1 protein-coding gene is annotated in these 432 nt (G+C 50.5%); it reads left to right on the top strand.

The window, feature by feature from the left end; all coding sequences use genetic code 11:
• Positions 1 to 74 precede the first annotated feature (74 nt).
• A partial coding sequence (locus AB1462_RS32175; protein WP_367249163.1) for an extracellular solute-binding protein occupies positions 75 to 432 on the top strand: 358 nt, incomplete at its 3' end.

The following is a 432-nucleotide window of genomic DNA, read 5'->3' as shown; positions in this document are numbered from 1 at the left end:
GCGAATGGAGTCGCCGACACCTGATTCCTAACGATGGGTTCGTCGTAATGAAATGAAGCTGAATGGAGGAGAACATGCTTCGATTAAAGACAGTACTAACAGCACTCGCATTCTCTGCCGCCGCCGTGACACCGCTGCTTGCGGAAGATCTGACGATTTACTCTCATTGGCCGCGAGAGCGGATTGAAGCGCTGGTCAAGGCTTTCAATGAAGTGCATCCTGAGGTGAATGTTCAGTACTTTCGTTCAGGAAATGCTGCATTAGCTACAATCTTTACGACCGAGATGGAGCAGGATGTAGGACGGGCCGATTATATTACGTCGGACGTCGACTTCATGGAGCAATTCAAAGATGCAGGCTACCTGGAAGCAAACCGACCGTCTTCTGTCGACGAATTGGTGCCAGAGGCAACTGATCCTGACGGTTATTGGG

The organism is Pseudomonas sp. SB113, from assembly GCF_040754745.1.
GTDB classification, from domain to species: Bacteria; Pseudomonadota; Gammaproteobacteria; order Pseudomonadales; family Pseudomonadaceae; genus Aquipseudomonas; species Aquipseudomonas grimontii.
The sequence above is the reverse complement of the archived record's forward strand: the minus strand, read 5'-3'. Positions and strand labels throughout refer to the sequence as shown.